The 23,991-nt window shown below is 54.1% G+C and carries 24 protein-coding genes and 1 riboswitch; of the genes, 16 read left to right on the forward strand and 8 right to left on the reverse strand.

The window, feature by feature from the left end:
* Window positions 1-234 precede the first annotated feature (234 nt).
* From ABIE10_RS16515 to dsbI, 3 genes are read left to right on the forward strand one after another with little or no spacing between them, the layout of a single operon-like run.
* Window positions 235-2,031, forward strand: a complete 1,797-nt coding sequence (locus ABIE10_RS16515; RefSeq protein WP_429156330.1) for an aryl-sulfate sulfotransferase — start codon at window positions 235-237, stop codon at window positions 2,029-2,031.
* 23 nt (window positions 2,032-2,054) lie between these two features.
* A complete protein-coding gene (locus ABIE10_RS16520) occupies window positions 2,055-2,723 on the forward strand; it encodes a thiol:disulfide interchange protein DsbA/DsbL (protein ID WP_049283280.1) in 669 nt (222 codons plus the stop codon).
* Between the two features lie 14 nt (window positions 2,724-2,737).
* Entirely contained in the window at window positions 2,738-3,415 is a 678-nt protein-coding gene (gene dsbI / locus ABIE10_RS16525) for a protein-disulfide oxidoreductase DsbI (protein ID WP_049041403.1), read from the forward strand.
* 83 nt (window positions 3,416-3,498) lie between these two features.
* On the opposite strand, the gene ribB is transcribed toward dsbI, so the two are convergent.
* Window positions 3,499-4,152: a 3,4-dihydroxy-2-butanone-4-phosphate synthase gene (gene ribB, locus ABIE10_RS16530; RefSeq protein ID WP_016154529.1), complete on the reverse strand. Its 654-nt coding sequence runs from the start codon at window positions 4,150-4,152 to the stop codon at window positions 3,499-3,501.
* A gap of 106 nt (window positions 4,153-4,258) precedes the next feature.
* Window positions 4,259-4,408: riboswitch (FMN riboswitch) on the reverse strand.
* 132 nt (window positions 4,409-4,540) lie between these two features.
* Here ribB and ubiK point away from each other — a divergent pair.
* Window positions 4,541-4,837 (forward strand): ubiquinone biosynthesis accessory factor UbiK, encoded by a 297-nt coding sequence (ubiK, locus tag ABIE10_RS16535; protein ID WP_003024618.1) that lies wholly within the window; start codon window positions 4,541-4,543, stop codon window positions 4,835-4,837.
* 34 nt (window positions 4,838-4,871) lie between these two features.
* On the opposite strand, the gene glgS is transcribed toward ubiK, so the two are convergent.
* The 4 genes from glgS to ABIE10_RS16555 form a co-directional block, all read right to left on the reverse strand.
* Window positions 4,872-5,078, reverse strand: a complete 207-nt coding sequence (gene glgS / locus ABIE10_RS16540) for a cell surface composition regulator GlgS (RefSeq protein WP_019077704.1) — start codon at window positions 5,076-5,078, stop codon at window positions 4,872-4,874.
* 307 nt (window positions 5,079-5,385) lie between these two features.
* Complete coding sequence (hldE, locus tag ABIE10_RS16545; RefSeq protein ID WP_016154530.1) at window positions 5,386-6,819, reverse strand: bifunctional D-glycero-beta-D-manno-heptose-7-phosphate kinase/D-glycero-beta-D-manno-heptose 1-phosphate adenylyltransferase HldE; 1,434 nt, start codon at window positions 6,817-6,819, stop codon at window positions 5,386-5,388.
* Window positions 6,820-6,878: 59 nt separating this feature from the next.
* Entirely contained in the window at window positions 6,879-9,719 is a 2,841-nt protein-coding gene (glnE, locus tag ABIE10_RS16550) for a bifunctional [glutamate--ammonia ligase]-adenylyl-L-tyrosine phosphorylase/[glutamate--ammonia-ligase] adenylyltransferase (RefSeq protein WP_019077705.1), read from the reverse strand.
* A 125-nt stretch (window positions 9,720-9,844) separates the two neighbouring features.
* Entirely contained in the window at window positions 9,845-11,146 is a 1,302-nt protein-coding gene (locus ABIE10_RS16555) for an inorganic triphosphatase (RefSeq protein WP_429156335.1), read from the reverse strand.
* Between the two features lie 241 nt (window positions 11,147-11,387).
* On the opposite strand from ABIE10_RS16555, the gene ABIE10_RS16560 reads away from it, so the two are divergent.
* Window positions 11,388-12,008: a TIGR04211 family SH3 domain-containing protein gene (locus tag ABIE10_RS16560; protein ID WP_016154533.1), complete on the forward strand. Its 621-nt coding sequence runs from the start codon at window positions 11,388-11,390 to the stop codon at window positions 12,006-12,008.
* 61 nt (window positions 12,009-12,069) lie between these two features.
* Entirely contained in the window at window positions 12,070-13,305 is a 1,236-nt protein-coding gene (locus ABIE10_RS16565; protein ID WP_047358654.1) for a multifunctional CCA addition/repair protein, read from the forward strand.
* Between the two features lie 52 nt (window positions 13,306-13,357).
* Here ABIE10_RS16565 and bacA read toward each other — a convergent pair whose 3' ends face one another.
* Together bacA and folB are read right to left on the reverse strand one after the other, a co-directional pair.
* Window positions 13,358-14,176, reverse strand: coding sequence for an undecaprenyl-diphosphate phosphatase (gene bacA, locus ABIE10_RS16570; RefSeq protein ID WP_016154535.1), 819 nt, complete (start codon window positions 14,174-14,176; stop codon window positions 13,358-13,360).
* Between the two features lie 86 nt (window positions 14,177-14,262).
* Window positions 14,263-14,631, reverse strand: a complete 369-nt coding sequence (gene folB / locus ABIE10_RS16575) for a bifunctional dihydroneopterin aldolase/7,8-dihydroneopterin epimerase (RefSeq protein ID WP_429156337.1) — start codon at window positions 14,629-14,631, stop codon at window positions 14,263-14,265.
* 106 nt (window positions 14,632-14,737) lie between these two features.
* Between folB and plsY the strand changes: the two genes are divergently transcribed.
* The gene (plsY, locus tag ABIE10_RS16580; RefSeq protein ID WP_016154536.1) at window positions 14,738-15,355 is read left to right on the forward strand and encodes a glycerol-3-phosphate 1-O-acyltransferase PlsY; all 618 of its coding nucleotides are present in this window, start codon (window positions 14,738-14,740) and stop codon (window positions 15,353-15,355) included.
* A 31-nt stretch (window positions 15,356-15,386) separates the two neighbouring features.
* Here plsY and ttdR read toward each other — a convergent pair whose 3' ends face one another.
* Entirely contained in the window at window positions 15,387-16,328 is a 942-nt protein-coding gene (ttdR, locus tag ABIE10_RS16585; RefSeq protein WP_016154537.1) for an L-tartrate utilization transcriptional activator TtdR, read from the reverse strand.
* Between the two features lie 212 nt (window positions 16,329-16,540).
* On the opposite strand from ttdR, the gene ttdA reads away from it, so the two are divergent.
* From ttdA to ABIE10_RS16630, 9 genes are all read left to right on the forward strand, one after another.
* A complete protein-coding gene (ttdA, locus tag ABIE10_RS16590) occupies window positions 16,541-17,449 on the forward strand; it encodes a L(+)-tartrate dehydratase subunit alpha (protein ID WP_016154538.1) in 909 nt (302 codons plus the stop codon).
* Window positions 17,446-18,051 (forward strand): L(+)-tartrate dehydratase subunit beta, encoded by a 606-nt coding sequence (gene ttdB, locus ABIE10_RS16595; protein ID WP_047499219.1) that lies wholly within the window; start codon window positions 17,446-17,448, stop codon window positions 18,049-18,051. Before ttdA ends, ttdB begins: the two co-directional genes overlap by 4 nt.
* 48 nt (window positions 18,052-18,099) lie before the next feature.
* The gene (locus tag ABIE10_RS16600; protein ID WP_049283285.1) at window positions 18,100-19,563 is read left to right on the forward strand and encodes an anion permease; all 1,464 of its coding nucleotides are present in this window, start codon (window positions 18,100-18,102) and stop codon (window positions 19,561-19,563) included.
* A gap of 123 nt (window positions 19,564-19,686) precedes the next feature.
* Window positions 19,687-20,511 carry an urease accessory protein UreD gene (locus ABIE10_RS16605; protein WP_429156448.1) on the forward strand — a complete coding sequence of 275 codons (825 nt, stop codon included), beginning with the start codon at window positions 19,687-19,689 and terminating at the stop codon, window positions 20,509-20,511.
* A gap of 10 nt (window positions 20,512-20,521) precedes the next feature.
* On the forward strand, window positions 20,522-20,824 hold the full coding sequence (locus tag ABIE10_RS16610) for an urease subunit gamma (RefSeq protein WP_016154542.1): 303 nt from the start codon (window positions 20,522-20,524) through the stop codon (window positions 20,822-20,824).
* A gap of 9 nt (window positions 20,825-20,833) precedes the next feature.
* On the forward strand, window positions 20,834-21,154 hold the full coding sequence (locus ABIE10_RS16615) for an urease subunit beta (RefSeq protein ID WP_016154543.1): 321 nt from the start codon (window positions 20,834-20,836) through the stop codon (window positions 21,152-21,154).
* On the forward strand, window positions 21,147-22,850 hold the full coding sequence (ureC, locus tag ABIE10_RS16620) for an urease subunit alpha (protein ID WP_016154544.1): 1,704 nt from the start codon (window positions 21,147-21,149) through the stop codon (window positions 22,848-22,850). Before ABIE10_RS16615 ends, ureC begins: the two co-directional genes overlap by 8 nt.
* Window positions 22,851-22,859: 9 nt before the next feature.
* Entirely contained in the window at window positions 22,860-23,318 is a 459-nt protein-coding gene (ureE, locus tag ABIE10_RS16625) for an urease accessory protein UreE (RefSeq protein ID WP_286455561.1), read from the forward strand.
* A complete protein-coding gene (locus ABIE10_RS16630) occupies window positions 23,318-23,989 on the forward strand; it encodes an urease accessory protein UreF (RefSeq protein WP_016154546.1) in 672 nt (223 codons plus the stop codon). The genes ureE and ABIE10_RS16630 overlap by 1 nt, the downstream gene beginning before the upstream one ends.
* Window positions 23,990-23,991 lie beyond the last annotated feature (2 nt).

Below are 23,991 nucleotides of genomic sequence, written 5' to 3' on the forward strand. Positions count from 1 at the left end.
AACAATGTCGACAAGATCACACTGCGCAATAATAAATATTGCCCTTAAAATAACGCACTCATACCATCCAAAAAATAATAAAAATTAGCACCTGCAAAATAATACATTTCATCAATATTAATATATTCACCATAAAAGTAGCATCAGCAATACCATTTTTTATTATATTCACATCGTAAAAACATAATATATTCAGCACTGTTATATTTAAAGATAATATAAGGAGATATATCCATGTTTACACAGTACCGAAAAACACTTCTAGCCGGAACGCTTGCACTGACGTTTGGCTTTGCCGCAGGGAATTCATTTGCCGCAGGTTTCCAACCAGCCCAGCCCGCAGGAAAATTGGGTGCGATAGTCGTTGACCCATACGGAAACGCCCCTCTTACCGCACTGGTTGAATTAGATAGTCACGTTATTTCGGATGTTAAAGTTACCGTTCATGGTAAAGGTGAAAAAGGAGTCCCAATTACCTATACCGTCGGCAAAGAATCCCTCGCCACCTACGATGGGGTTCCTATTTTTGGCCTTTATCAAAAGTTCGCTAATAAGGTCACTGTTGAATATAAAGAAAATGGCAAGGCCATCAAGGACGATTACGTGGTGCAAACATCTGCCATCGTTAATCACTACATGGATAACCGTTCTATTTCCGATTTACAGCAAACAAACGTTATTAAGGTCGCACCTGGCTTTGAAGACCGTCTCTATCTGGTGAATACCCACACCTTTACCGCACAGGGCGCAGAATTCCACTGGCATGATGAAAAAGATAAAAATGCCGGTATCCTGGATGCTGGTCCGGCCGGTGGCGCATTACCCTTTGATATCGCACCCTTTACCTTTGTCGTTGATACGGAAGGCGAATATCGTTGGTGGCTGGATCAGGACACTTTCTATGACGGTCATGACATGGATATCAACAAGCGCGGTTACCTGATGGGCATACGGGAGACACCGCGCGGCACCTTCACCGCCGTACAGGGCCAGCACTGGTATGAGTTCGATATGATGGGCCAGATTCTGGCCGACCATAAGCTGCCGCGCGGATTCCTCGACGCATCGCATGAGTCCGTCGAAACGGTGAACGGCACCGTACTGCTTCGCGTGGGTAAACGCGACTATCGCAAGGAAGATGGCATTCACGTACAAACTATTCGCGACCAGATTATTGAAGTCGACAAATCCGGTCGTGTTGTCGACGTGTGGGATCTGACAAAAATTCTCGATCCGATGCGTGATGCACTGCTGGGTGCGTTGGATGCGGGCGCGGTATGCGTCAACGTGGACCTCGCTCATGCCGGCCAGCAGGCAAAACTGGAGCCAGATACCCCCTACGGTGATGCCCTCGGAGTGGGTGCAGGTCGTAACTGGGCGCACGTTAACTCTATCGCCTTTGATGCCAAAGATGACGCCATCATTATCTCTTCCCGCCATCAGGGGGTTGTCAAAATCGGTCGCGATAAACAGGTTAAGTGGATCCTTGCACCGTCTAAAGGCTGGAATAAGGCGCTGGCAAGCAAGCTGTTAAAACCGGTTGATGATAAAGGCAACGCACTGAAATGTGATGAAAATGGCAAGTGCGAGAATACCGATTTCGATTTTACCTACACTCAACACACCGCATGGCTCTCCAGCAAAGGAACGCTTACCATTTTTGACAACGGCGATGGCCGCGGACTCGAACAACCAGCGTTACCAACGATGAAATACTCCCGTTTCGTCGAATATAAAATTGACGAGAAAAAAGGGACCGTCCAGCAAATTTGGGAATACGGAAAAGAGCGCGGTTATGATTTTTATAGCCCTATCACCTCGGTTATCGAATATCAAAAGGATCGCGACACCATGTTTGGCTTTGGTGGTTCGATTAATTTATTTGACGTTGGACAGCCAACCATCGGCAAAATCAACGAAATTGACTACAAAACAAAAGAAGTCAAAGTCGAAATTAATGTCCTGTCCGATAAGCCAAATCAAACTCACTACCGTGCATTGCTGGTTCATCCACGCCAAATGTTTAAATAATTACATTAGATTAAGGATTAATTATGTCATCTAAATGGATCACTTCATTATTTAAAAGCGTGGTATTAACCGCCGCGCTGGCCTCACCGTTTGCAGCATCAGCGTTTACTGAAGGCACTGACTATATGGTTCTGGAAAAACCAATTCCCAATGCTGATAAGACGTTAATCAAAGTATTCAGTTACGCCTGCCCATTTTGCTACAAATATGATAAAGCCGTGACAGGGCCCGTGTCAGACAAAGTCTCCGATGTCGTTACTTTCACTCCGTTTCATCTGGAAACCAAAGGGGAATACGGTAAGCAGGCCAGTGAAATCTTTGCCGTAATGATTGCCAGGGACATGGCTGCAGGTATTTCATTGTTTGACGCCAAATCACAGTTTAAAAAAGCCAAGTTTGCTTATTACGCCGCCTACCACGATAAGAAAGAGCGCTGGTCAGAGGGTAAAGATCCCGCCTCATTCATCAAAACAGGGTTGGATGCAGCGGGCATGAGCCAGGCTGATTTTGACGCGGCATTGAAGGATCCTGCCGTCCAGCAAACGCTGGAGAAATGGAAAGCAGCATATGATGTCGCCAAAATCCAGGGCGTTCCGGCTTACGTCGTCAATGGTAAATACCTGATCTACACCAAAAATATCAAATCTATTGATTCCATGGCTGAGCTTGTCAGAGAGCTCGCGAAAAAATAAACAGGGACCCGGCTATGGCTTTCATAAAAGGATCGTGGCGAGACTTACGCAATACACCGGTTGATACCCTGGTGAGATGGCAGGAACAGCGCTTTCTGTGGCTGTTGATGGCTTGCGCAATGGGTGGATTGATTATTCTGGCGCACTCGTTCTTCCAAATCTATCTCTACATGGCCCCCTGCGAGCAATGTGTCTACATTCGCTTTGCCATGCTGGTGATGGTTTTTGGCGGATTGATTGCGGCAATCAACCCCAAAAATGTTGTTCTGAAGCTCATCGGTTGTATCGCGGCATTTTACGGCAGCATCATGGGCATTAAGTTCTCCATCAAACTTAACGGCATTCATTATGCTGTACATAACCCGGACCCGGATTCGCTGTTTGGCGTACAGGGATGTTCCACCGATCCGACATTCCCTTTTAATTTGCCTCTGGCAAACTGGGCTCCGGAGTGGTTTAAACCCACAGGAGATTGCGGCTATGACGCTCCCATCGTTCCCGACGGCGTGGCGCTCAGCAGTACGCAAAAGTGGTTTGTCGATCTGTACCAGCAGTCAGAAGGCTGGTATCTGATCCCGCCTTGGCATTTTATGAACATGGCGCAGGCCTGTTTGTTGGCCTTTAGTTTGTGCTTACTGTTGCTCGTCATTATGAGCGGCGCATGGGCATTAAAGCGGGTGAGAACCAAATAATCGGAGCAAGAAACAAAAAAACCGAAGCCTGGAAGATGGCTTCGGTTTTTTATACTTACCGCGACTAACGTGGTAATTTGCGATTAGCTGGCTTTGCGCTCATGCGCCTGACGGTAAGCCACCAGGTCTTCGATAGTAACTACCGCCATATTATGCTTGCCGGCAAATTCGATACATTCTGGCGCACGCGCCATGGTGCCATCGTCATTGGTCAGTTCGCACAGCACGCCTGCCGGTTTAAATCCTGCCAGCGTCATCAGGTCGATGGTTGCTTCAGTGTGACCACCGCGGGTCAACACGCCACCTGCCTGAGCACGCAGCGGGAAAACGTGCCCCGGACGGTTAAGATCGGAAGGTTTAGCGCCATCCTGAATTGCCGCACGCACCGTAGTAACACGGTCCGCAGCGGAAACGCCGGTGGTCACGCCTTCTGCGGCTTCAATGGTCACGGTAAAACCGGTACCGTAAGCGCTGGTGTTATTTTCCACCATCATTGGCAGATCGAGCTGTTTGCGTCGGTCTTCAGTGATGCACAGGCATACAATACCGCTGCCGTGACGAATGGTCAGAGCCATCTGTTCAACGGTCATGGTTTCTGCCGGGAAAATCATATCGCCTTCGTTTTCACGATCTTCGTCGTCAAGCACCATCACACCGCGTCCTTCACGCAGCGCAGACAGCGCAAGTTCAACACGTTCGAAAGGCGTACCAAAAGAGGAAAGTAGCGTCTGATTCATGGTAAAAAAACCTCACTAAAATTATGGTTACCAGAATCAGGGCAGTCTTAGGAGTACCGTCTAAGCGGCAAAAAAATAACGTGAGCGGGTCCATGCCCGACTGGATCGTTACTCTCTCCCATCCGGACTCTAACCGTCGGCCCCGGAATTACACCGGATCTGCTGACCTTTGAGTTTGCACCCAAAGCGCTCGCGGGCTTTCAACCTGAGTTGATTTACCGCCGGTGGGGAATTTCGCCCCGCCCTGAGAATAAGCGGGTTAACTATAACGCTATTGATTACCTTCATCAACGCCTTTACTCGTCTTAGCTTCACACAATTCTGGTTTATGCCTGTGCCAGTTCGCACTACAATAGGCAACAACACGTACCAGTTCAGGGAAACCACAATGATTGACCCGAAAAAAATTGAGCAGATTGCTCGTCAGGTTCACGAGTCGATGCCGAAAGGGATCCGCGAGTTTGGCGAAGACGTCGAGAAGAAAATTCGTCAAACGCTGCAGTCACAGCTGACCCGTCTGGATCTGGTAAGCCGTGAAGAGTTTGATGTACAGACTCAGGTTTTGCTGCGTACCCGTGAAAAGCTGGCGCTACTTGAGCAACGTCTGACTGAGCTGGAATCGCGTGAAAAAACGGCAGAAGTTAAGCCTGCTCCCGCGATCCCGTCAGTCGATCCGCAAGAGTAAAAACGACAACGGGCCGCAAGGCCCGTTTTTTCTGTTAGTGTTCCAGCTCTAGCTTCCTGGCCTCCGTCGCCTGCTGGCAGTACAGCGCATAGCGTTTGCAAAACCAGCTACGATGTTCTTCATCCATATTCCCAGTTATCGCCTGGATATCTACGGGATGGCCCTCAGCTTGCATCCTGGCAAAACTACGGGCCAGGAAATCGAAATTGTTCATTGAATACATATTGCTGTTCATGAGCATACCCTCCAGTTATTGAATATCTGTTAAGGCCATATGCTTTTTCTAATTTCAGTATTTCCCTGGATGCGAAGTTATTCTGTACATATTGTGCGCAAAACCACTGCGCTGGTTCACAGTTTCCCACGAAATCTAAGAGGGGTCGGATTTAAGGTCAGCGTGACGCGCGCTGATTGTAACGTCATGTAAAAGTAAATCGGGGGGAGAAATCCCTTCTCCCCTTATTCCTTTACTTTAGGTTGAAGAAAACAGCAGCATCAATAGCAAGAAACGTATCGAATCCAAAAGTTCGATACGTTTCCAGCATTTGTTATTTATCGCTGTCTTTTTGGATCTTCTTGATGATATTGGTCGTTGAGCAGCCATCTTCAAAGTTCAGCACCAGCACTTCACCGCCGTTCGCCCACACTTCTTTGCTGCCGGCAATATCTTCCGGCTTATAGTCGCCGCCTTTTACCAGCAGATCCGGCAGGATCCCGGCAATCAGACGCTGTGGTGTGTCTTCTTCAAAAGAGACCACCCAGTCGACGGCTTCCAGCGCGCCCAGCACGATCATGCGCTGTTCCAGCGGGTTGACCGGACGCGTTTCGCCTTTCAGACGTTTGGTCGAAGCATCGCTGTTTACCGCCACGATCAGACGATCGCCCAGCTTGCGCGCATTCGCCAGATAGGAAACGTGGCCCGCATGCAGGATGTCGAACACGCCGTTGGTCATCACCACTTTCTCACCGCGCTTGCGGGCGCTGGCTACGGCCTGTTTCAGCTCAGACTCGCTCATCACGCCAAAGCCAGTGTCGGCCCGACCGCGCACGGCGTTTTCCAGTTCAATCGGGGAAACGGTTGAAGTCCCCAGTTTACCGACGACAACACCCGCTGCGGCATTAGCAAAATAGCACGCCTCTTCCAGAGTGTTCCCCGCCGCCAGCGTCGCAGCCAGCACGCCGATCACCGTATCGCCCGCCCCCGTCACGTCATACACTTCCTGCGCCTGCGTCGGCATATGCAGTGGCGATTTGCCCGGTTGCAGCAGCGTCATACCCTGTTCGGAACGCGTGATCAGCAGCGCGGAAAGGTCGAAATCTGCAATCACTTTCATGCCGCGCTCAACCAGTTCATCTTCGCTTTTGCACTTACCGGCCACCGCTTCAAATTCAGACAAATTCGGCGTCAGCAGCGTTGCGCCACGATAGCGTTCAAAATCGGTCCCTTTCGGATCGATAAGCACCGGCACCCCAGCCTTACGCGCCAGAGCAATCATCTGCTGCACGCTTGCCAGCGCGCCTTTGGCGTAATCGGAGAGCACCAAAGCGCCAATGGAGCCCAGAGCCTGGTTAATACGCTCATGCAGTGGCTGCGGATCCACGCCTTCAAAACCTTCTTCGAAATCCAGGCGAATCAGTTGCTGGTTGCGGGAAAGCACGCGCAGTTTGGTGATCGTCGGATGAGTTGGCACAGAAACGAAGTCACATTTTACGTTCACATCCGCCAGCGTTTTGCTCAGCGCACGCGCCGCGTCGTCAATCCCAGTCAGGCCCACCAGACGCGAATTCGCTCCCAGAGAGGCAATGTTCATCGCCACGTTTGCTGCGCCACCGGGACGTTCTTCAATGGTATCAACCTTCACCACCGGAACCGGCGCTTCAGGTGAAATACGGCTGGTAGGACCGTACCAGTAGCGATCTAGCATCACATCACCGACAACCATGACTCCTGCACGTTCAAACTCTGGCAGCGTTACTTTCATTCCTGTCTCCTGAGAGATTCTCTGAGGGTCTTAAAATTTGCGCGCGATAATAGCACACTTCACTCGGCAACCAGCCACTTCTGCCAGCTGTCACGCACCAGCGTACGTTCAGCGTCGAAGTGCTCCGGTGCCACATGGCCCGGAAGTTCCTGCAATGCAAGATGATGAAGTTCATCGCGCAGCGTCGTATAAGCACGGGTAAGCGCCAGCGCTTCCTGCTCATCCATAATGTCGTTTTGCGCCAGTAACTCCAGAATGCGCACGTTATCCGACCAGCGCGTCAGCTTCGGTTTTTCATGCGCATAGCGCAGCACCAGGTATTGCGTAATAAACTCAATGTCGGTGATGCCGCCTTCATCCGCTTTGATATCAAAACGATCGCGATGCTTATTGCCCAAATGGGCCCGCATTTTCTCACGCATTTCGCGCACATCGGTCTGCAAGGTTTTCGCATCGCGGACGAGGGTCATGATATCGCGACGAATCGCATCAAACTGAGAGGTCAACCGTGGGTCGCCGTACACCACTCGAGCGCGCACCAGCGCCTGATGCTCCCACGTCCAGGCTTCGTTGCGCTGGTAATCAGCGAAAGCCTCGGTTGATGTCACCAGCATTCCCGCCGCGCCGGACGGACGCAACCGCGCATCCACTTCATACAAAATACCGGATGAGGTGCGGGTGCTGAAAAGGTGCATAATGCGCTGCGACAGACGCAAATAGAACTGTCGCCCGTCAATCTCACGCTCACCATCCGTCATCACGTCCATAGGACAGTCATGCAGGAAGATCAAATCAAGATCCGAACTGTAGCCCAGCTCCCAGCCGCCCAGTTTGCCATACCCGACGACGGCAAAACCGCGCCCCTCGCGCCCGTCAAGATGAGTGGGTTGCCCGTAGCGAGCGACCATCTGCATCCACGCCTGCTGGACTACCGCATCAATAATAGCTTCCGCCAGCCAGGTTAAGTGGTCGCTCACCTTCATCACCGGCAGCGTACCAGCGATATCTGCCGCGGCAATGCGCAGCAACTGCGTTTGCTTAAACTGACGCAGCGCTTCCAACTGCTGCTCTTCGTCATCTTCCGGCACGCGCAGCAAATACTGACGCAGTTCATCACGGTAGGCATCCGTCGCAGTGGGTTGATACAAGGTGTTCGGATCCAGCAGTTCATCGAGCAACAGCGGATACCGCGCCAGCTGGCTGGCGATCATCGGCGAAGCGGCACATAACGAAATCAGATGCTTAAGCGCTCCGGGGAATTCGCTCAGCAGCTCCAGATAGGTCGTACGGGTCACAATGCCTACCAGCAGCGGTGTGATGCGCGACAGTGGGACTGAGGCGTCGTCACGCGAACAGACATCGCTCAGCAGATGTGGCATTAAGTGATCCAGCACCTGGCGTCCGCGTGGGCCAATGGTGCGTTTATCCAGCTCTTTGCGAAAATCGGCAATCAGAGACAGCACGCGCCGGCGATCGTCATCCGCCAGATGCGTCAACACCGGCGTGGTGTCATCTTCCTGTAATGCGTCCTGCCACAGTTCACGCCACTGTTCTGAGAGCGACTCTTCCTGGGTTTCTGCTTCGTCATCGCCAATCAACTCGTTAAACACCCGGCGCACGTTGTCCATATGACTGGCCAGCACATCGGTTAGCTGCTGCCAGTCATCGACGTTCATCCCCCACGCCAGCCGCGCGCGGTTCAGTTCATCGCCTGGCAACGTCTGGGTCTGCTCATCATTGATACTTTGCAGCAGGTTCTCCAGACGACGTAAATAGAGATAGGCTGCGCGCAGTTGTTCCGCGTCGGTATCTGACAGCAGGTGCAACGCATTGATGGCGCTGAGCGTGGGTAACAGCGAGCGGGATTGCAATGACGGCTCGCGCCCACCGCGAATAAGCTGGAATACCTGCACGATAAATTCGATTTCACGAATACCGCCCGCGCCCAACTTAATGTTGTCTTTCAGACCACGGCGGCGCACTTCGCGGGCAATCATTCCTTTCATGTTACGCAGAGACTGGATCACGCTGAAATCAATATAGCGGCGGAAGACAAAAGGCCGCAGCATAGCGCGAAGCTCACTGACGTAAGTACCGTCGCAATCGCCCATAATGCGGGCCTTGACCATCGCATAGCGTTCCCAGTCGCGCCCTTGTTCCTGGTAATAATCCTCCAGCGCGGAGAAGCTCAGCACCAGCGGGCCGCTGTCGCCAAACGGGCGTAAACGCATATCCACCCGATAGACAAATCCATCCATTGTGGGTTGATCCAGCACTTTGATGAGCCGCTGGCCCATACGGGTAAAGAACTGCGCGTTATCCAGCTCGCGACGTCCGCCCTGCGTACTACCGTGCTCCGGCCAGGCAAAAATCAGATCGATATCAGAGGAAAAATTCAGTTCGCCGCCGCCCAGTTTCCCCATGCCTAAAATCAGCAGCGGTTGCGCAACACCTTGTGGATTACAGGGCGTACCCCATTCACGACAGCAGGCGGCGTATAACCAGTCACGCGCGGCGACGATCAACGTTTCAGCCAAATGGCTTAGCTGCTGCAAGATACTCTCTTCCGTCACCAGCGACAGCGTCTGCGCCCAGGCGATACGCACCATGATGCGACGGCGAAACAGGCGCAGCTCACGCATCAGCGTGTTTTCGTCGCTAACGTCGACCAATGCTTGCTGTAACCAATCAGCATAGTGTTGCCATTCATCCGCCCCGGGTGGCGTGCTTTCCAGTTCGACCAGCCATTCGGGATGGGCAATAATGCTGTCGCGAAAAAAATCACTGAATGTAAGCACTGACTTCGCCTGAATGCTAAGCGAGGACTCAGATATTGCTGCTGGCAGCCGCTCAACAACGGTCGGCCAGTACTGCTGTAACGGTGAAGAGAGCTGCTTCATTTATGGATTATCCTTTGAATAGTACCGGGCAGCGGCATGTTGCCTTATCCAGCCTGCATGACGCTTCCGCCCATCGCGTAGGCCTGATAAGCGCAGCGCCATCAGGCATCCCGGCCTCACCCTGATTATCGTTTTCCGCTGTGCAGCCAGAACGGTTCCAAAGCAATCGCCTCGTTGCGGAAGTGTTCAATTTCAATGTATTGGTTAGCCGCAATGGCGTGACGTAAACCCTGCCAGGTGGCGATCCATTCCGATGCGACATTTTCGTCGTAGTATCCCGCCAGCATCAGCATGCTATCAATATTGCGCGTCAGGCGCGGAAGTTGATCGGCGTACTGATCGCCCAGCGGCTGAGCAAAAGCTGTTTTCAATTCAGCGGCATGGCGCGAGAGATGGGTATCCGAGAAACGCTTAAAGGAGTCGGCTATTTTAGCCTGCGCCTTCGCATCAAGGAACGGCTGCCACCCTTTGGTCACCAGCCATTCGGTCAGCGCCAGCTTGGCCATCGCCGTTTGCGTGCTGTAAACCGCGGAAACGGCAGAAACGTCAGACGCAATGATCGCTTCCGACTGGGTCAGCAAATCACGTAAGTGAGCACTCGCTTTTCGCGGCACATTACCGCCAAACAGCATCAGAATGTGACGCACCAGGGCCATCGCAGCCAGCACCTCGGCTTTCGCCCCTTTGACGCCGCGCACCCACAGCTCTTCATGGTACTGCCACTGTGATAATGCCAGCTCCAGCGCCGCTTCCAACCCTTGCTCAATACTCGCTTTTGCCGGAACCTTCAAAATGCGCGTCGGTTTGAGTTCACGCGGTGCATTCCCCTGAGCCAGATGATAGCCGCGCGCCGCTTTACTCAGGCTGCCCTGGCGTAAACCGGTTTGCGATACCAGCTGGTTTGCCAGCTTCAATACCGCACGGGTATCGCCGCTTAACAGCTCCAGTTCAAGCTCACAGATAGGTTCAGCCAACTCGCCCGCTTTCACTTCCCCGAGATCGAGGGCCATTTCAATGCGGCTACCGTCGATATCAAGGTGCCATTTCTCACGGTAAAAATCGGTGCTGAAGAGCGGCTGTACCTGAGAGGCAAGTTCAGCGGGCAGTTCGCCATCAGGCCAGACTTCCGTTGGGAACAGGGAGAGATCCAACTCTGGCGCGTTCAGCGCAACGTTAAACTCCGGCCGCTGATGCAGGCCGCCCGTCACTCGTCCGGCAATTTTCATGGTCATTTCGTAATGACCGTTCTCACCGCGAATACGCAGCCCCATATCGTGACCACGCAGCCACGCATCGGGCGTTTCGTAGTAGATATTCAGCAACTGGCTGGGCGCATGATGCTCTCCCCCCAGCGTATTCAGACGTTCACGTAGCGCATCTACGGCGTCACTATTGACGATAAATTTTAATTCGATTTCCTGGGCCATGGTCTTGTACTTATGGGTTATGTCACAGTTGAGAAAACTGACTGCGAACTAAGCTCGTTCTTTATGGTCAGTAGATAGTATTTTGCGCCAAATTGCCATGCAACGAGCAATTTGACGGGCGTAAAAGTTTCGAGTGGTGGCAAAAAGGACACAGATGATTCCGATTGATGTCGAATGCTTTGCGTAGAGACACTGATGCCACTACTATCGTTCCACTTTCTATGACAATAACGACAGCCTGATGCCAAAATTACGCCTGATTGGATTAACTTTACTCGCACTTAGCGCCACTGCAGTCTCTCATGCCGAAGAAAAGCGCTATGTTTCTGACGAACTGAACACCTGGGTCCGCAGCGGTCCGGGAGATAATTATCGCCTCGTGGGTACGGTTAACGCCGGCGAGGAAGTTACGCTATTACAGACCGATGCCAACACCAACTACGCCCAGGTGAAAGACAGCACCGGACGTACCGCCTGGATCCCACTGAAAGAGCTGAACAGTACGCCGAGCCTGCGTACCCGCGTTCCCGATCTGGAAAACCAGGTCAAGACCTTGACCGATAAGCTCAATAATATCGACACCACGTGGAATCAGCGCACCGCCGATATGCAGCAAAAAGTGTCGCAAAGCGACAGCGTAATCGACGGGCTGAAACAAGAAAACCAGAAGCTGAGGAACGAGCTTATCGTGGCGCAAAAGAAGGTCAGCGCAGCCAACCTTCAGCTTGATGACAAACAGCGCACCATCATCATGCAGTGGTTTATGTACGGCGGCGGCGTGCTGGGTCTTGGTTTGCTGCTCGGCCTGGTTCTGCCACACATGATCCCCAGCCGTAAACGCAAAGATCGCTGGATGAACTGAATCGCCTTCTCCGCCACACTGACATATGATTAAGGGATCATAATTTCAAAAGGAAAGTGGCGTGAAGATTTATCTGGTCGGTGGTGCTGTTCGGGATGCGTTATTAGGGCTACCGATTAAAGATAAAGATTGGGTTGTTGTCGGCGCCACACCGCAAGAGATGCTCGACGCGGGCTACCAGCAGGTAGGCCGCGATTTTCCCGTGTTTCTGCATCCGCAAACCCGGGAAGAGTATGCGCTGGCGCGTACCGAACGCAAATCAGGCTCGGGGTATACCGGATTCACCTGTTACGCCGCGCCGGATGTGACGCTGGAGGCTGATCTTCAGCGTCGCGATCTGACCATCAACGCAATGGCCCGCGATGACGACGGCGAGATTATCGATCCGTATAACGGACGCGACGATCTGGAAAACCGTCTGCTACGCCATGTGTCCCCCGCCTTTAGCGAAGATCCATTGCGCGTGCTGCGCGTGGCGCGCTTTGCTGCCCGCTATGCGCACCTCGGTTTTCGTATCGCTGAAGAAACCATGACGCTGATGCGCGATATGAACGCCGCAGGGGAACTGGAGCACCTGACGCCAGAGCGGGTGTGGAAAGAAACAGAAGGTGCTTTAACCACCCGTAACCCACAGGTATTTTTTCAGGTCCTGCGCGACTGCGGCGCACTGCACGTCCTGTTTCCGGAAGTAGATGCCCTGTTTGGCGTTCCCGCGCCCGCGCAATGGCACCCGGAAATTGATACCGGTATTCACACGCTGATGACGCTGTCGATGGCGGCCATGTTAAGTCCGGAGGTCGACGTGCGTTTCGCCACGCTGTGCCACGATCTTGGCAAGGCATTGACGCCAAAAGCGCTGTGGCCACGCCACCACGGTCACGGTCCGGCTGGCGTGAAGCTGGTCGAGCAACTGTGCCAACGCCTGCGCGTGCCGAATGACATCCGTGATTTAGCCAAACTGGTAGCCGAGTTCCACGACCTCATTCATACCTTCCCGATCCTGCAGCCGAAAACCATCGTTAAGCTGTTTGATTCCATCGATGCCTGGCGCAAACCGCAGCGCGTGGAGCAAATCGCCCTGACCAGCGAGGCCGACGTGCGTGGGCGAACCGGTTTTGAAGCGGCGGATTATCCACAAGGCAGGCTGTTGCGTGAAGCCTGGCAGGTTGCGCAGGCGGTACCAACGAAAGACGTCGTTGAGGCTGGATTCAAAGGTCAGGCTATTCGCGAGGAACTGACCCGGCGTCGGATCGCGGCGGTGGCCGACTGGAAAGAACAACGTTGCCCGAAAGCGTAGACAGAGCATTGCCGGATCAGCGTTAACGCCGCTATCCGGCAAGCTAGTAAAATCAGAAGAACACGACGTAAACGGCAGCCGCCACAATAAAGCGGTAAATCGCAAACGGAATAAACGAGATGCGCTTAATCAGCTGCAGGAAGGTTTTGATCGCCACCAACGCCACGATAAACGCCGTCACGAAACCAACTGCAAACATCGGAATATCTGATGCGCTGAGGAACGTCCAGCTTTTGTAGAGATCCAGCGCCGTTGCGCCCATCATCATCGGCACGGCCAGCAGGAAGGAGAATTCGGAGGCCGCGTAACGGCTTACTCCCATCAGCATACCGCCAGAAATCGTCGCCCCGGAACGAGAAAAACCCGGCCACAGCGCCAGACACTGGAAACAGCCAATCATAAACGCCTGGCGATAGGTCATATCATCCAGACCCGGCGCACGCGGCTCTTTCGGCTTCAGGCATTCTGCGGCAATCAGCAGCACGCCCCCTACCACCAGCGCATACATGACGTTGATCGGGTTAAACAACGATTTGATGATGTCGTGGAAAATCAGTCCCAGTACGACGGCAGGAACCATCCCCAACAGGATATGGCCCAGCGTCAGCCGACCTTTGCCAGTGCCTTCATGTGGGACCTTACCGAAGTGAATGCCAATCAGGCCAAACAGGCGTCGCCAGAACATCACCACGACCGCCAGGATAGAGCCCAACTGGATAACCACCTCAAATGTTTTTGCGGTATCACCCTCAAAACCCAACAAGTGACCAACAATAATCATATGGCCGGTACTGGAAACGGGTAAAAACTCCGTCAATCCTTCGACCACACCCAAAATTGCCGCCACCAGCAGCGAGTGCATATCACTCATTAATGAACCTCTAGATAGATAAACCACGGCGAAAACGAGCCGACATAAAGACCCTTTTATACCCGTTTGGTTTAGATATTATTAATTTAATTATTTTCTTTCAGATTATTGCCACGCTCAATGATAACCCCGACGTTGGCCGCACGGGCTACCGCGCCAGGTTTACTGAGTTTGATCCGCACCCATGGAGAATTAAAACGGCTAAGCAGCAGATCCGCCACCTCTTCCGCCACGCGTTCGACCAGCGCAAAGCGCCCGCCTTCCACATGATTAACAATCGTTTGAGCAATATCAGCATAGCTCAGGCAATCAGCCACATCATCGCTTTTAGCCGATTTACGGTTGTCCCACGCCATTTCGATATCGAACACCAACTGTTGTTCGATCGTTTGTTCCCAGTCGTAAACACCAATAGTGGTGATTACAGAAAGTTGCTCTATAAATACAATATCCATCACGACCTGCCTGCTTTTTGGCTAACCCGGATACCACTTCCGGCGAAATATGCGTATTATCCACAGAAGTAGCGTCTTACACGACATTTTCAAAACGGAACAGCTTATGAGTGCAATCGCGCCTGGAATGATTATCTTCGCGTACCTCTGTGGCTCAATTTCCAGTGCTATTCTGGTATGCCGCCTTGCTGGATTACCGGACCCGCGTGACAGCGGATCTGGGAATCCGGGCGCGACAAACGTATTGCGCATCGGTGGCAAAGGAGCCGCCGTCGCGGTGCTGATTTTCGACGTCCTGAAAGGTATGTTACCCGTCTGGGGTGCCTATGCGCTAGGCATTAGCCCCTTCTGGCTGGGATTGATCGCGATCGCCGCCTGTCTGGGTCACATTTGGCCGGTCTTCTTCGGCTTTAAAGGTGGGAAAGGCGTTGCCACCGCCTTTGGCGCAATTGCGCCGATTGGTTGGGATTTAACCGGCGTGATGGCCGGAACCTGGCTGCTGACCGTCTTATTAAGCGGCTATTCATCATTAGGCGCTATCGTCAGCGCGCTGATCGCCCCCTTTTACGTCTGGTGGTTCAATCCCCAGTTCACTTTCCCGGTGTCCATGCTGTCGTGCTTAATTCTGTTACGCCACCATGACAACATTCAGCGTCTGTGGCGTCGTCAGGAGCCAAAGATCTGGACCAAGCTGAAGAAAAAACGCGAAAGAGACCCAGAGTGATTTTAATGTCGGATAGCGACGCAACAGCGTCTTATCCGGCGTGGGGAATGTGATACCCCTCTACCGGTTTGCCTAATCTGTGCTGGCACCACGTCGCCAGAAACTCCACGCACACCCGAAGCTTCACGCTGCGGTACAGCGGCTCCTGATAAACCGCCCAGATATTGGCGCTTTGCGCATAGTCCGGCAGCACGCGCACCAGTTCACCGCTTGCCAGAAATGGCTGCAGGTCCCATTCGGAACGCAGCATAATCCCTTTTCCCTGTAGCGCCCACTGCAACACAATCTCGCCGCTGTTAGAGGAGAGATGTCCCGCCACCTTGACCGACTTTTTCTCCTGGCCGTTATCCAGCTCCCACACCCCGTGCGTCATATCGCGTTCTTTAGTGACCAGGCAATCATGACGACTTAATTCCTGCAGCGTTGTCGGCTCACCGTATTTTTGTAAATACGTCGGCGCTGCACATAATATTCTTCTATTTTTCGTTAACAAATGCGCAATATAATAATCCGGAATCTCGTCATTAATACGAATATCCAAATCGATATTATCCTGCGCCAAATCAATTTGCCGATCGTAAAGTTCAAAATGCACCTGTAATTCAGGATAGCTATGCATCAGTTCGGTAATAGCCGGTGCAATATAACTGCGCCCAAAGCCAAAGCTACAGCCGATACGAATCATCCCTGCCGGGCGTGTTTTGAGTTGCGTGACGTCATCAACCAGATGCTGATAGCCCGCAAGAATAGCCTGCGCATGTTCATAACAACGTTGACCACTCTCCGTGAGTGTCACGCCGCGCGCGGAGCGGCTTAGCAGCGTCGTCCCCAGCGTGGACTCAAGGATCTGAATGCGTTTCGTCACAAACGCGGGCGTTTGGCCCAGCGCCGCGGCGGCGGCACTGAAACTGCCGCTATGAACAATTTCAACCAGGACCTGCAGGTCTTTCGCGAGGGGATACGTGTTCAGCATGATCGGTATATCCGTAAAGTTGTTAACCGCAGTGTAATTCCCTCATGCGTATTAAACCCTGCCTTTGCGCAATTTTTATTGCTTATCTGAACATCATTCACGATCTGTTAATTGGATATTCACAGTGGCAAATAATATAAAACCACATTTTTAGTGGTAGTTTGTGGCGGAGAATTTATTTCCAGATAAATAAAAGAACTGGAGTTAACAAGATGAGCAATCAAAATAACCAAAATGCGATAACTACGCTGACAAACATTGTCGCCGATTTTACCGCCATGATTTCGACCCGCATGCCTGACGACGTCGTAGATAAATTAAAACAGCTGCGTGAAGGCGAAACTTCGCCGATGGGTAAAATCATCTACCACACCATGTTTGACAACATGCAGAAAGCTATCGACCTGAACCGTCCGGCCTGTCAGGACACCGGCGAGATTATGTTCTTTGTGAAGGTCGGCTCCCGTTTTCCGCTGCTGGGCGAACTGCAAAGCATCCTGAAGCAGGCCGTTGAAGACGCCACGGTAAAAGCGCCGCTGCGCCATAACGCGGTCGAGATTTTTGACGAAGTGAATACCGGCAAAAATACCGGTACCGGTGTGCCGTGGGTCACCTGGGACATCATCCCTGATAACGACGACGCGGAAATCGAAGTCTACATGGCAGGCGGCGGTTGTACGCTGCCGGGACGTTCGAAAGTGTTAATGCCTTCTGAAGGCTACGAGGGCGTGGTGAAATTTGTCTTCGAAAATATCTCCACGTTGGCAGTCAACGCTTGCCCGCCGGTGCTGGTGGGCGTAGGTATTGCCACCTCCGTGGAAACCGCCGCCGTCCTTTCTCGTAAAGCAGTACTACGTCCTATCGGATCACGTCATCCGAATCCAAAAGCGGCCGAACTGGAACTGCGTCTGGAAGAAGGGCTGAACCGTCTGGGCATTGGCCCGCAAGGGTTGACCGGGAATAGCTCGGTGATGGGCGTGCATATCGAATCCGCCGCACGCCATCCGTCGACTATCGGCGTTGCCGTTTCTACCGGCTGCTGGGCACACCGTCGCGGCACGCTGTTGGTTCATGCTGACCTCTCCTTCGAAAACCTGTCTCACACCCGGAGCGCGTTATGAAAAAGATCCTCACAACCCCGATCAAAGCCGAAGATCTGGCCGACATTCGCGTTGGCGATGTCATCTACCTGACCGGTACGCTGGTGACCTGCCGTGACGTGTGTCACCGCCGCCTGATCGAACTGAAGCGCCCGATTCCTTATGACCTGAACGGCAAAGCCATTTTCCACGCGGGGCCCATCGTACGTAAGAACAGTGAAAAATGGGAGATGGTCTCCGTTGGCCCAACCACCAGCATGCGTATGGAAGCGTTTGAGAAAGACTTTATCGAGCAGACGGGCGTCAAACTGGTGGTCGGCAAGGGCGGCATGGGACCGCTAACGGAAGCAGGCTGCAAGCAGTTTAAAGCGCTGCACGTAATCTTCCCGGCAGGTTGTGCGGTCGTGGCGGCAACCCAGGTTGAAGAGATCGAAGAGGTACACTGGACCGAACTTGGCATGCCGGAATCCCTGTGGGTATGTCGGGTTAAAGAGTTCGGCCCGCTGATCGTTTCCATCGATACCCACGGCAATAACCTGATCGCCGAAAACAAAAAGCTGTTCGCTGAACGTCGCGATCCTATCGTCGATGAAATCTGCGAGCACGTGCACTACATCAAATAACCCTCCCGGAGAGGCGCTGCGCCTCTCCCTTTTCGTAGGGATACAACAATGGCACCTTTAGCTGGTTGGTGGCGATACCTGGCTCCGCTGGTGGTCATCGCCATTATTGCTGTACTGCCCGTCCCCAACGGCCTTGAGAGCCACACCTGGCTCTATTTTGCCGTTTTTACCGGTGTGATTGTGGGGCTTATTCTGGAACCTGTACCGGGCGCGGTGGTGGCGATGATTGGCATTTCGATCATCGCCGTCCTTTCACCGTGGCTGCTGTTCAGCCCGGAGCAACTCGCGCAGGACGGTTTTAAATTTACCGCCAAATCGCTGTCATGGGCGGTATCAGGTTTTTCAAACTCGGTAATCTGGCTTATCTTCGCGGCCTTTATGTTTGGTACCGGCTATGAGAAAACCGGGCTCGGTCGACGTATCGCGCTGATGCTGGTGAAAAAGATGGGGCACCGGACGCTGTTTCTCGGCTATGCGGTGATGTTCTCTGAACTTATCCTCGCTCCCGTCACGCCGTCCAACTCCGCGCGCGGGGCCGGAATAATCTACCCGATAATCCGCAACCTGCCGCCGCTGTATAACTCGCAGCCCAATAGCGCCAGTTCTCGCTCCATTGGCTCGTACATTATGTGGATGGGCATTGTCGCCGACTGCGTCACCAGCGCCATTTTCTTAACGGCGATGGCGCCGAACCTGCTGTTAATCGGCCTGATGAAAGGCGCGTCCCACACGGCGCTGAGCTGGGGCGACTGGTTCTTAGGCATGCTGCCGCTGAGTATTTTACTGGTGCTGATTGTGCCCTGGCTGGCGTACGTGTTGTATCCACCGGTGCTGAAATCCGGCGATCAGGTTCCGCGCTGGGCGGATACAGAGCTAAAAGCAATGGGACCGCTCTGCGCACGCGAGAAAAAGATGTTGGTGCTGATGGTCGGCGCACTGGTGCTGTGGATCTTCGGCGGCGATTACATTGACGCTGCGATGGTCGGATACAGCGTAGTAGCGTTGATGCTGGTACTGCGCATCATTAGCTGGGATGACATCGTCAGTAATAAAGCCGCGTGGAACGTCTTTTTCTGGCTGGCCTCGCTGATAACGCTGGCGACCGGGCTCAATAACACCGGTTTTATTACCTGGTTCGGCAAGCTGCTGGCAAACGGGTTGAGCGGCTATTCGCCGATGATGGTGATGGTGGCGCTCATTGTGGTGTTCTATCTGCTGCGCTACTTCTTTGCCAGCGCCACGGCGTATACCTCCGCCCTGGCACCGATGATGATTGCCGCCGCGCTGGCGATGCCGGAAATCCCACTCCCGGTCTTCTGCCTGATGGTCGGCGCAGCCATTGGTCTCGGCAGCATTCTGACCCCGTATGCCACCGGTCCTAGCCCTATCTACTACGGCAGCGGCTATTTGCCGACGGTAGATTACTGGCGACTCGGTGCTATTTTTGGCCTGATTTTCCTTGTGCTGCTGGTGATTACCGGTCTGGTCTGGATGCCCCTCGTTTTACTGTAAAACCCCATTGGGGCGGCATATTGTCGCCCCTTCATCCATAAGCTTCTCATATGATCGATTTCCCGATGTGCTGAGGCATACTTTTTTGTATGCAAACACCCTCATGCTGATAAGGGAAACGCTCTGGACACGGTTGCGCACGAGACACTCACACGGGGCTGGCAGGCCGAACTGGATCTGCATTTCACCCGCACTGGGCACAACACGGTGCTCGCCTCGGCGCGTCATCATGGTCCATTGACGGTTCAGCGCCCGTTTTACCCGGAAGAGGACGTCTGCCACCTCTATTTGCTTCATCCACCCGCGGGGATCGTCGGCGGGGATGAACTACACATTGCCGTAACTCTCAACGAAAACAGTCATGCGTTAATCACCCAGCCCGGCGCGGGAAAGTTTTATCGCAGCGGTGGGCCGCAGGCGTTGCAGCGCCAACATTTCACGCTCGCGCCGCACGCCACGCTGGAGTGGCTCCCCCAGGATACGATCCTCTTTCCTGGCGCCAACGCCACTATCCAGTCCGTCTTTCACATCGCGTCGGAGAGTCGACTGCTGGCCTGGGATCTGCTGTGCCTCGGGCGACCGGTTATGCAGGAGTCCTTCAGCCACGGCACGCTGCAAAACCGTCTGGAAGTGTGGCGAAATGGGCAGCCGCTGCTGATAGAGCGCTTGCAGTTGCAGAAGGGGGAGCTGAGCGGCGTCGCGCACCATCCCTGGGTCGGCACGTTGCTGTGTTATCCGGCCACTGAAAACATGCTGGAAGGCACGCGCGAGCGGCTGACGCCGCTTGGCGATTACGCCGGGGCAACGCTTAACGACTCACTGCTGACGATCCGCTTTCTTGCCGACGACAACCTGATTGTTCAGCGCGTTATGCGTGACATTTGGCAATTTCTGCGCCCGCTTTTGACACACAAACCGCCCGTACTACCGCGAATCTGGCAAACCTAAGAGACCCCGTATGGAACTGACCCCCAGAGAAAAAGACAAGCTGTTGCTGTTTACCGCCGCGCTGGTGGCAGAACGTCGCCTGGCCCGCGGGCTGAAGCTGAACTATCCGGAATCGGTGGCGCTAATTAGCGCTTTCATCATGGAAGGGGCACGCGATGGTCAAACCGTGGCCTCGCTGATGGAAGACGGGCGTCACGTCCTGCGCCGCGATCAGGTGATGGAAGGCGTTCCGGAGATGATCCCAGATATTCAGGTTGAAGCAACGTTTCCGGACGGATCAAAGCTGGTCACCGTCCACAACCCGATCGTTTAAGGAGCGGCAATGATCCCAGGTGAATATCAGATAGCCAAAGGCAATATCGCGCTCAATCAGGGGCGGGAAACCTGTACGATCGTGGTGGAAAATCATGGCGACAGACCCATCCAGGTGGGATCGCACTATCACTTTTCCGAGGTGAACCCGGCGCTGCGCTTTGACAGGCGGGCTGCACGCGGCTTTCGTCTAAACATTCCTGCGGGCACGGCGGTACGTTTTGAGCCGGGACAAAAACGCGAAGTCGAACTGGTGCGCGTCGCTGGCGCACAAAGGATCGTGGGTTTTCGCAGCGAAGTGATGGGCGCGCTGGAGGCAAATGATGAGTGAAATTTCACGGCAGGCTTACGCCGACATGTTTGGCCCAACCACCGGCGATAAGGTACGCCTGGCGGATACCGACCTGTGGATTGAGGTGGAAAAAGACTTCACCACCTACGGCGAAGAGGTCAAATTCGGCGGCGGGAAAGTGATCCGCGACGGCATGGGCCAGGGACAAATGCGCGCGCAAGCGTGTGTGGATCTGGTGATAACCAACGCGCTGATCGTCGATCACTGGGGGATCGTGAAAGCGGATATCGGCATCAAGGACGCCAGGATCTTCGCCATCGGTAAAGCGGGTAATCCCGATATTCAGCCCGACGTCACGATCCCGATAGGCGTGGGAACTGAAGTCATCGCCGGGGAAGGCAAGATCGTCACCGCGGGCGGCGTGGATACGCATATTCACTGGATCTGCCCACAGCAGGCACAGGAGGCGCTGGTCTCCGGCGTAACGACGATGATCGGCGGCGGTACCGGCCCGGCAGCAGGAACTAACGCCACCACCTGCACGCCGGGTCCGTGGTACATCGCGCGCATGCTGCAGGCGGCAGACGCCTTGCCGGTTAACATCGGTTTGCTGGGTAAAGGCAACGGCTCAAACCCTGACGCCCTGCGCGAGCAAATCACCGCGGGCGCCATTGGCCTGAAAATCCATGAAGATTGGGGCGCCACGCCAGCCACCATCAACTGTTCCCTGGAAGTGGCAGAGGAGATGGATATCCAGGTGGCGCTGCACAGCGATACGCTCAATGAGTCCGGTTTCGTTGAAGATACGCTGGCGGCGATTGGCGATCGCACCATTCATACCTTCCACACCGAAGGCGCGGGCGGCGGCCATGCGCCAGATATCATCACCGCCTGCGCGCATCCGAATATTCTGCCCTCCTCCACTAACCCGACGCTGCCCTATACCGTCAACACCATCGACGAGCATCTCGACATGCTGATGGTTTGCCACCACCTCGATCCGGATATCGCCGAAGACGTGGCCTTTGCCGAATCACGCATTCGCCGGGAAACGATCGCTGCCGAAGATGTGCTGCATGACATTGGCGCGTTTTCCCTGACCTCGTCCGATTCACAGGCGATGGGGCGCGTGGGCGAAGTGATCCTGCGCACCTGGCAGGTGGCGCACCGCATGAAGGTTCAGCGTGGTCCGCTGGCAGAAGAAACAGGCGACAACGACAACCAGCGCGTTAAACGCTACGTCGCCAAATACACGATCAACCCGGCGCTAACCCACGGCATCGCCCACGAAGTTGGCTCCGTTGAGCCTGGCAAGCTGGCCGATCTGGTGCTGTGGTCCCCAGCCTTTTTTGGCGTAAAACCAGCGACGATCGTAAAGGGCGGGATGATCGCCTGTGCGCCGATGGGCGATATCAACGCCTCGATACCCACCCCGCAGCCGGTGCATTACCGCATGATGTTCGGCGCACTTGGCGCGGCGCGGCATCGTACTCGGCTGACCTTTATTTCGCAGGCCGCTAACGCGCAAAACATCCCGCAGCAGCTCAATTTGCAAAGCGCCATCGCCGTCGTCAAAGGCTGTCGGACGGTGAAAAAGGCCGACATGATCCACAACGGCCTGCAACCCAATATCACCGTCGATGCTCAGACTTATGAGGTGCGCATTGATGGCGAACTAATCACCAGCGAACCGGCAGACGTTTTGCCAATGGCGCAACGCTATTTCCTGTTTTGAGGAGTGACGATGATCTACCTGACCCAACGCCTTGACCACGCCTACCGCGTCACCGCAAGCGTCACGCTACCCATTGATATTCGAGTAAAAAGCCGTGCCAGAGTGACGCTGAACGACGGTCGCGAAGCCGGGCTAATGCTTCCGCGCGGTTTGCTGTTACGCAGTGGTGATCTGCTGACCACCGAAGATGGCAGCGAGGTTATCGAAGTGATCGCCGCGCCGGAGTCGGTTTCCGTGGTGCGCTGCGCCGATCCTTTCCTGCTCGCCAAAGCCTGTTATCACCTCGGCAATCGCCACGTTCCGCTGCAAATTCTGCCGGATGAGTTGCGCTACCATCACGATCATGTGCTGGACGCCATGTTGCGCCAGTTCAGCCTGGAGGTGACGTTTGCTCAACTACCGTTTGAACCGGAAGCAGGCGCTTATGCCAGTGAATCACACGGGCATCATCACGCCCATGCGCACTGATGCATAACATCCAACAGCTGCGTCTGATGCAGCTCGCCAGCAGCGCTCTCCCGGTGGGGTCGTTTACCTGGTCCCAGGGTCTGGAGTGGGCGGTTGAAATCGGCTGGGTGAAAAGCGCCGATGACTTCTCTGACTGGCAAATCCAGCAGATGGAGCAGAACTTCTTTACCGTCGACCTACCGCTACTGGCGAGACTGTATCGCGCCTGCGAGCAGGACGATCTCGCTGCAGCACGCCGCTGGAGCGCTTACCTGTTGGCCTGTCGGGAAACCCGCGAACTACGGGATGAAGAACGCAGTCGGGGCGCGGCGTTTACGCGGCTGGTCACCGACTGGGAAGCAGATTGCTCGCGGGAGTGGCGCGCGCTCTTTGTCGACAGCCAACTCTGCGGTATGGCCTGGCTGGGCGTGCGCTGGAAAATCCCCCTGACGGAGCTGGCATTAAGCCTCGGCTACAGCTGGATTGAGAGCGCAGTGATGGCTGGCGTCAAACTGGTCCCTTTTGGGCAGCAGGCGGCCCAGCGTTTGATCATTGCGCTCTGCAACCGGTATGCACAAGGTCTGGCACAGGCGCTGGCGTGTCCTGACGCCAGCCTCGGCTCAGCAACCCCGTTGGCGGCCATCGCATCTGCCCGGCATGAAACCCAATATTCCCGATTATTCCGCTCCTGAGG

Source organism: Citrobacter sp. 506 (assembly GCF_050434985.1).
Classification (GTDB): Bacteria; Pseudomonadota; Gammaproteobacteria; order Enterobacterales; family Enterobacteriaceae; genus Citrobacter; species Citrobacter braakii.